Annotated in this window: 6 protein-coding genes and 1 pseudogene; 5 read left to right on the top strand and 2 right to left on the bottom strand. The window is 42.1% G+C overall.

The genetic code is table 11. The features are described 5' to 3' along the window. Positions 1 to 243, bottom strand: a pseudogene (locus CIK90_RS03085) (transposase); the annotation flags it as partial. 496 nt (positions 244 to 739) lie between these two features. Between CIK90_RS03085 and CIK90_RS03080 the strand changes: the two are divergent. The 4 genes from CIK90_RS03080 (at position 740) to CIK90_RS03070 (ending at position 5099) form a co-directional block, all read left to right on the top strand. Further along, positions 740 to 1393, top strand: a complete 654-nt coding sequence (locus CIK90_RS03080; RefSeq protein ID WP_094464327.1) for a hypothetical protein — start codon at positions 740 to 742, stop codon at positions 1391 to 1393. Positions 1394 to 1954: 561 nt separating this feature from the next. Further along, entirely contained in the window at positions 1955 to 2116 is a 162-nt protein-coding gene (locus CIK90_RS14125) for a hypothetical protein (RefSeq protein ID WP_158216021.1), read from the top strand. Between the two features lie 24 nt (positions 2117 to 2140). Beyond that, entirely contained in the window at positions 2141 to 3022 is an 882-nt protein-coding gene (locus tag CIK90_RS03075; RefSeq protein WP_094464326.1) for a fimbrillin family protein, read from the top strand. Between the two features lie 16 nt (positions 3023 to 3038). Beyond that, the gene (locus CIK90_RS03070) at positions 3039 to 5099 is read left to right on the top strand and encodes a fimbrillin family protein (RefSeq protein WP_158216020.1); all 2061 of its coding nucleotides are present in this window, start codon (positions 3039 to 3041) and stop codon (positions 5097 to 5099) included. A gap of 637 nt (positions 5100 to 5736) precedes the next feature. On the opposite strand, the gene CIK90_RS03065 is transcribed toward CIK90_RS03070, so the two are convergent. Continuing rightward, entirely contained in the window at positions 5737 to 6387 is a 651-nt protein-coding gene (locus CIK90_RS03065) for a vWA domain-containing protein (RefSeq protein ID WP_144007210.1), read from the bottom strand. An 856-nt stretch (positions 6388 to 7243) separates the two neighbouring features. On the opposite strand from CIK90_RS03065, the gene CIK90_RS03060 reads away from it, so the two are divergent. Beyond that, on the top strand, positions 7244 to 7633 hold the full coding sequence (locus CIK90_RS03060) for a hypothetical protein (protein ID WP_371592272.1): 390 nt from the start codon (positions 7244 to 7246) through the stop codon (positions 7631 to 7633). Positions 7634 to 7955 lie beyond the last annotated feature (322 nt).

Here is a 7955-nt window from a genome sequence, read left to right as displayed (position 1 = left end):
CAATATGCTGCCAAAGCTCCAAGAGTATTGACAATGAAGTTGTCGAAAGATCTGTGTCTGGAATTTTACACTCTCTGCAATATTCTTAAGTTCATCGTTAACGGTCTCTATGATAGCCCGCTTTCTAAGCAAGAGTCTATCTGATATTTTCATGATAGACCCCTTCATGTTGCTTTTTAGTTTCGTGATAAGTTGTATCCCATCAACGAAAAGTTTATCGAATAGGTTCTTGCCTATATACCCCTAATGTCACAGGGACGGGTCAATGACATCAACACCAAGCGTTACAGTTGACAGTTGACAGTTTCCAAAAATGATTTTTTTGCGGTACAGATAACAAATAACAGATAACAGATAACAGTTTTGGAAAATCATTTTTGCGTTACAGTTACACTATTACAGTTTTTGAAAAGGAAAAACAGGTACGTTTAGACCTCCTGAATCACTCCTCATCAAAGGCCTGACCACAGAAAATGAAGACAAATATAAAATTTTCAGTCAACATCTTCGCAACTCTCATTTTATTTTTATAAATTTGCATGGAAAATCGTAACACAGGGGAATTACTCTCCTATCATTCTTAAAACCAAAAAACTGTGCATCAGTCATGATGTCGTTGACCTGTCCCTGTGACATCTCAAATAAGATAAACCGTCCAACTTTTTGGGGTCACATCAGGAGATGAAATAAAAATTACTGACTATCGTTATATTTATAAATATAAATAATATAGAAGAATATGGAACAAAAATTATTTGACACGATAATCTCTGATATAAAAAATGATTCTTTTTTTACTGAATACAAATACAAGAAAAGTGAGAATATGCTATATCATCGAGAAGGTAACAGCACATTATTTGTCGAACTTGATCACTGGCAAGATTATGGTGAGTGCATAATATATATAATATATGGGCGTCGTTTTGATATTCTCACAAAGTGGTTTGAAAAATTCAGTTTTAAATCATTACGAGATCAAAGAAACAATCCTGATGTAATGTGTGACAACACATATTTTGGTCAAGAAGAATATATCTACTTTGACTATAGATTCTCGGATTACAAAGTAAAAATGGGTAAAATGCTTCCTATGATTAAAGAGAACTTGACAAGTTTTGCGAGAAAATATTCGACCATGGAAGATTATTACAAGGAAGATGTTCTACCTATTATAACCAATGAAAGAGAACTTCCAGATGTTGGAGCAGATTGGATATTTATTTATCTTACGTTAGGATACCTCGTTGACAGAGAAAACTACAATATATTGAAGAAAATAATACTAGAACGTGTTGAATGGATGCACAGTCGCGGTGAGCCCAATATTGAACATTATTATAGCAAAATGGAAGAGATAATTACTTATATGGAAAAGAATGTGAAATTATAGTCGTTTACCAACTTTGTAGATTATGTAATCTATCAAGATTTCCCCAAAAGATTTCTAGCCTTCAGGCTACCCAAAAAAAATCCACGGATCACACGGAGGACACGGAGAAAGATTTTCGTTAAAGATTTTGTTTTGTGTTACAAGCGTTACAGTTGACAGTTGACAGTTTCCAAAAATGATTTTTTTGCGGTACAGATAACAAATAACAGATAACAGTTTGGGGAAAGCAAAAACAAGGGCCATTTTGACCTCCTGTATCATTCTTCGATAAAGGCCTGACTACAGAAAATAAAGACGAAGATAACTTTTTTCAGTCAACATCTTCGCAACTCTCATTTTATTTTTATAAATTTGCATGGAAAATCGTAACACAGGGGAATTACTCCCCTATCATTCTTAAAACCCAAAAACTGTGCATTATTCTTGATGTCGTTGACCTGTCCCTGTGACATCGGTGTCAGACAAGGGCACAGGCGGAAGGCTTTGTGCGTTTGTATATACCCTTAACCGCAAAATGAGAATAACAGATATATTGAATTACAAATTAAAAAAATGAATATTATGGAAGAAAACAAAAAGAAACATTATGTAACGCCTTCGATGAAGGTGTATGAGATTGAGCCAACGCAATTATTGGCAGGGAGCTCCGGAAGTAGCGAAGTATCAGTGAACGACTGGGGAGACGGAAACAGTTTGGGCTCAGGTGAAATGGTTGAGGATTAGGATTGATTTAATTAGACAAAAACAATGAGAAAGATCTTTTATTTAGCAATGGTGGCTGTTACAGCAATCTTTGCCGGCTGTGCAAACGACGAGGATGCACTGCTGCCAAATGACTCGCTGAAGGACACTCCAATCAATGTCGATGTGTTAGTGTCGGGCATAAATACCCGTGCCGGATATGGCAACACATCTCAGCCTACGATGTTCTATCTCTCGATAGACCAAAACGGCACGAAATACGACTACACCAATGTCGTGATGAAATACAAGGAGGGCAAATGGGTGGCATACGAGTCTGCTGATGAGAATGCAAAAAAGAAACAACTTCTTTGGGAAGGCTCTAAAGACAATGTCACCGTCACGGCGGCTACGTTCCCTCTGTCTAAGACTTCAACTTCTTATGCCCTCAGTGCACAGACCGACCAGTCAACTGCCGATGGCATCAAGACAAGCGACCATCTGTATTATTACAGCAATGCCGTCACGCCATCAACAGGCGGTATAAGTTTAGAGCTCAACCATATCATGTCGAAGATATCGGTACAGCTAACCCTCGGCACGGAGTATGAAGCCTCAGAGACAAACCCCATCACATCAGTCACTGCTTTTGGCGCATCAACCGGCGCAACCTATTCTCCTGGGGCAGGAACGCCTTGGAGCGCAGAATCAAACGTTTCGAAGATTACTCTGATTTCTTCCGTGGAATACAACAAAGCTGAGCGTACCGTCACCTACGAGGCCATCCTCGTGCCACAGACGATAGCCGAAAACACCTTTGGAATAGAGATACGGATTGGCGAGAAGACCTACGAGTGGACTTCTGCCGCTGCCTTCACATTGACAGGTGGCACAAACCACACCCTCGAAATGACAGTGGGCAATGCCAGCAGTGCAAACATCAATTAATAGAAATAATAGTACAATGAACAAGATAATATTTTGGACCATGGCAGCTATGGCATTCCTCCTTGCAAGCTGCGCAGGCGAAGAAGAGGTTACGACACCTGCTGATTCGCTGAAAGGCAAGCCCATCAATGTAGATGTATTGGTGTCGGACATCAAGACTCGTGCGGGCTATGATACGAAAAATCTGCCTACGAAGTTCTATCTTACCATCGATCAGGATGGCGAGAATTATGACTACACCAATGTCGTGATGAAATACGAGGACGGAAAATGGGTGGCATACGAATCTGATGCCGAAGGGGCTGCCAAGAAAGAAATGAGTTGGGCTGGCTCTACGGGCACCATCACCGTTAAGGCTGCCACGTTCTCCCTCTCCTCTACATCAACCCCGCTCAATGCACTGACTGACCAATCAACTGCCGAGGGCATCAAGGCAAGCGACCACCTGTATTATTACAGCAATGCCGTAAAGCCTTCTGAGAATGGCACCATCAGCATTCCGTTCGACCATATCATGTCGAAGTTGGAGATAAAGGTTACGCTGCGCACCCAGTATGGGGCCTCAGAGACAAACCACATCACCTCTGCCATAGCCATTGGCTCTGCCACCAGCGCCACCTATTCTCCCACAGGAGCAACGCCATGGAGCAACTACAATTCTGCCGTTTCAGACATTAAGTTATGCCCTTCTGGGTCATACAGCGCCGCTGAGCGTACCGCCACCTACGAGGCAATACTCATTCCGCAGAACATAGCAGAAAGCACCTTCGGGGTGAAAGTGAAGATTGGCGACAAGACCTACACATGGAAATCTGCCGATGCCGTCACGTTAGAAGGCGGCAAGAAATACACCCTGAATCTTACCTTGGGCAAGAACGAACTCACTCTCAACACAATCTCTGTCAGCAATTGGAACGAAAAAACAGTCACAGGATTAAATGCGGAACTCGTTATTCCTTATGTCACTTTCACGGCTGAAAGCGAACAGACATTCACATTCTCTATTCCAGAGATATTCGCAACCGCCCTTGGCGAGAATGAGTATTTCGAATACTCTGTAGGCGACGGCGAATGGACACGATTTACAACAACCGTAGAGAACATCCCCTTTGGCGGCACTGAGGGAAGTCTCCGTCTGCGCGGCAAGAGCAGCAAAGGTACGTTTTCAGGTGGTTATTCGACAATCGAGTTTACAACCGAAAACTCACTAGTAGATTGCACAGGAGATATCCGCACACTCATTGACTATGAGAACTACGCCGATGTAAATACAGCCGATGCCAAGTTCTATCGGTTATTTTTTCAGAATACACAATTGAGGACACCTCCTTCGCTTCCTGCTACAACATTGACTGAGTCTTGCTATGAACAAATGTTCTATGGTTGCACCGCACTCACCAAGGCACCGGAGCTTCCTGCTACAACATTGAAAGAATATTGCTATCAATACATGTTCTTAGGTTGCACCGCACTCACCGAGGCACCGGTGCTTCCTGCTACAACATTGGCAGGCAATTGCTATAATGGAATGTTCTTAGGTTGCACCGCACTCACTAAGGCACCATCGAAGCTTCCTGCTACCACATTGAAAGAAAATTGCTGTGAACAAATGTTCTATGGTTGCACCGCACTCACCCAGGCACCTGCTCTTCCTGCTAAAACATTGGCATACAGTTGCTATAATGGAATGTTCTATGGTTGCACCGCACTCACTAAGGCTCCCGCTCTCCCTGCTACAACATTGGCAGGCTTGTGCTATCAATCCATGTTCTTAGGTTGCACCGCACTCACCCAGGCGCCAGTACTCCGTGCTACGACATTGGCAAACGATTGCTATAGGGAAATGTTCTCAGGTTGCTCCCAACTCTCAAGTGTAACCATGTTGGCTACAAATATCTATGAAAGCGATGCATCCTATTATTTTAGTGATTGGCTTACTAATGCAGGTACAAGTGCTCAATCGCGTAAGTTGTACCTGTCTTCTGATTTTGTTTTTGTAGTAAATCAAGGTCAACTTGATAACTTTAAAGGAAGTCTCATTCCTGAAAATTGGGAATGGGATATTTATCGGGAATAATGGTAATAATTAAATAACATCATAAACAGTTGGAGGCTGCAAGCGGCACAGAAATGCCATTTGCAGCCTTCATTGTTTATTGACGGAATATGTCGTTCAGAGTTCATTTCTGCTGTATAGTGACAAAATGCTGTGAAATGTAGTCTTTGCACCTACATTTGCACTCCAAAACATCAATAAACACTATACAACAATGAAAGAGAATGTAAGCAAAAGATGTCACAGGGACGGGTCATTGACATCATGACTTTCAATTCTTACAGCTTACAGTATTACAGTTTTTGGAAAGGAAAAATAGGTTTCGGATTCTTGAAACACGAGGACTGGGACTGTTTTTTTGGACAACGCCAATTTCAACTCCCAAGCGTTACAATATAACAATATAACAGTTTCCAAAAACGATTTTTTTTGTGTTACAAGCGTTACAGTTGACAGTTGACAGTTTTGGAAAACGTTTTTTTTTAAGATGCCACAGAGAAAGGTCAATGTCATAACGGAACGTCGGATATTTGGGGATGACAACGACCTACCCCGTGACATACGTGACATGAAAAGTGGGGGTTCGGGGGATTCTCTGCTCCGTTATAGTAGCGACACTGGAAGTATGACCAGTGTCGCTTGTCTCCCTTTTTGTATATTATGCTTTGTCTTCGTCAAAGTAACTGCCTATAGGCATTTCACGTTTGCAGTATAGACATTCATTATAACGCTCTCGGCTTCTGCGCTCCTGGGCGAACATTCTTTCTGTTGACTCGGCATCTTCGGTAAATGAAAGGTGGTTGTCAATGGCCATGGAACCTGCCATGCCTTCCACATCGAGGTCTTCTGTACCAATGAGCGTGAATGTCCAGCCTTGCTTCTTCAGCTTCTCAATGAGGTTCTTGACCATCTTGAGATTGTACTCCTCTGAACAGTTTTCCTCGCCGTCGGTGATGATGGTAACAAGAACATTGTCATCGGCTTCTGTCTGTGCGTTGATCTTGGCAATTCCCTTGCCGATAGCATCGTAAAGTGGAGTGGCTGCACATGGCTTGTAGTCCTTCAGAGTCAATGGACATGCTTCTGCTGCATTGATATTGTCATAGTGGAGCTTGAAATGATCGCTGTCAAAGGTGATGAGGGTGATTCGCTGCTCCAGGTCTTTGTGGGCTTTCTGCATCTTCTGACAGGTGGTGATGGTCTCGTTGATACCTGCAAGTGCTTGTCTGCGGATGATATTCATACTGCCTGATTCATCGATGATAACAAGGTTATATACTCTCTTGGTGGTTTTGCTTTCTGTTGTCATAATTGTTGGAATTTAGATGATTAAACATTGATTTATAAGACGTCTTTATACATTAAGAAGAGAATCTGGTGAAAAAAATTAAGCAGAAAACTGTAAAAACTCGATTTTTTTGATTGAAAAAGATTATCTTTGCAGTTAACTACAAAAGTTCAATATGATGGAACATGCTGATAAATACATCATTGACGGATTCCGCTCGTTCGATCCTGCTATAACCAAAGAATACTTCTATGGTTACTGCCGTCGCGCATATAACATATATGATTATAAATACCAACTCCGCAACAAGACGGGACTGGACTTCTACTCACTGGCACATGAGTATTACATCCATCTGCTGAAATTCAAGTTCAAGCCTCTATTGGATAAGCCAAAGGAGATGAAACTCTCCACTTGGATGGCCAAAGGTTTTCACTTTGTAGTACTCGATGCGCTGAAAGCATACAACAAGGAATTTGAACACAAGGCTGAGGAAGCTGCTGACGTGGTACTGGAATATGTTCGCTCTACCGATAAGGAAGAGGGAATGCTCTCTTATGTGGCAGAGGCTGTTGCAGCTCACTACCATGACCGTATCATGCATGACATTGCATTCATGATCTTCCGTGTCGGTTTCAAACAGAAAGAGGTGGCTGCGCAACTGGGAATGACTCCAGCAGCCGTTAATCAACGATACAAGAAAATGATGGAAGAGGTGGTGACTCCTTTCGTTATAGAAAACTATGGATCCGGTCTTTACACAGGCACTGTGGAATTGTGTAAAAGAATGGACAAGGAGACTCCACGCGGCACATCTTGTTATGCTCGCATGTACGAGGAGCTCGGACATTCTATTATGGCAAAAAATCAATCATATATGGACAACAAGCGTATTACTCCTTCTTTTATATCTTCCCTCAAATCAAACGAGATATTTGTTTTCGGTTCAAACCTTCAAGGTATTCACGCAGGTGGTGCAGCACGTATGGCTCACACGAACTTCGGTGCTGTCATGGGTAACGGTGTCGGTATTCAGGGACAGTCGTATGCCATTCCTACCATGCAAGGTGGCGTAGAGACTATCAAACCTTATGTGGATGAGTTTCTGGCATTCGCTTCTCAGCATCCTGAAATGCACTTTCTCGTGACTCCTATAGGTTGCGGCATTGCTGGCTTTGAACCAGAAGACATCGCTCCACTATTCATAGCAGCTAAGAATGTGGAGAATATATCTCTGCCAGAAGAGTTCTGGAGTAAAATAAACTAATTTATTGAAAACAAACATGAAACAAGGGGACTTGCCCCCGTGTTTTCACTTTTGTCCTTACAGGACGTAGTTGATAATATGCCATGATATCCTCAGGGCGTTGCCCTGGGCTAGGAAAACCATTGGGCTTTCAGCCCGTTATTGCTTGTTACGTGATTCCGCTTTCTATGTTAAAATCCAAATATTTTGACCATTATTTTTAATTTATGCTGATATTTTATATTCTGGTGAGAAAATTTGGCGATTTCGGACCATAGCAGTGACCAAACGTATGAGTTTGTTCTTTACATTATTCAGTGCAACCTGCTTCTTCTTTCCACGT

Origin of the sequence: Prevotella sp. P5-126 (assembly GCF_002251185.1) — a bacterium.
Classification (GTDB): domain Bacteria; phylum Bacteroidota; class Bacteroidia; order Bacteroidales; family Bacteroidaceae; genus Prevotella.
The sequence above is the reverse complement of the archived record's forward strand: the minus strand, read 5'-3'. Positions and strand labels throughout refer to the sequence as shown.

Coding starts and splice junctions, on each gene's coding strand:
- CIK90_RS03080 (WP_094464327.1), top strand. CDS start 740: ATGGAACAAAAATTATTTGACACGATAATCTCTGATATAAAAAATGAT.
- CIK90_RS14125 (WP_158216021.1), top strand. CDS start 1,955: ATGGAAGAAAACAAAAAGAAACATTATGTAACGCCTTCGATGAAGGTG.
- CIK90_RS03075 (WP_094464326.1), top strand. CDS start 2,141: ATGAGAAAGATCTTTTATTTAGCAATGGTGGCTGTTACAGCAATCTTT.
- CIK90_RS03070 (WP_158216020.1), top strand. CDS start 3,039: ATGAACAAGATAATATTTTGGACCATGGCAGCTATGGCATTCCTCCTT.
- CIK90_RS03065 (WP_144007210.1), bottom strand. CDS start 6,387: ATGACAACAGAAAGCAAAACCACCAAGAGAGTATATAACCTTGTTATC.
- CIK90_RS03060 (WP_371592272.1), top strand. CDS start 7,244: ATGGACAACAAGCGTATTACTCCTTCTTTTATATCTTCCCTCAAATCA.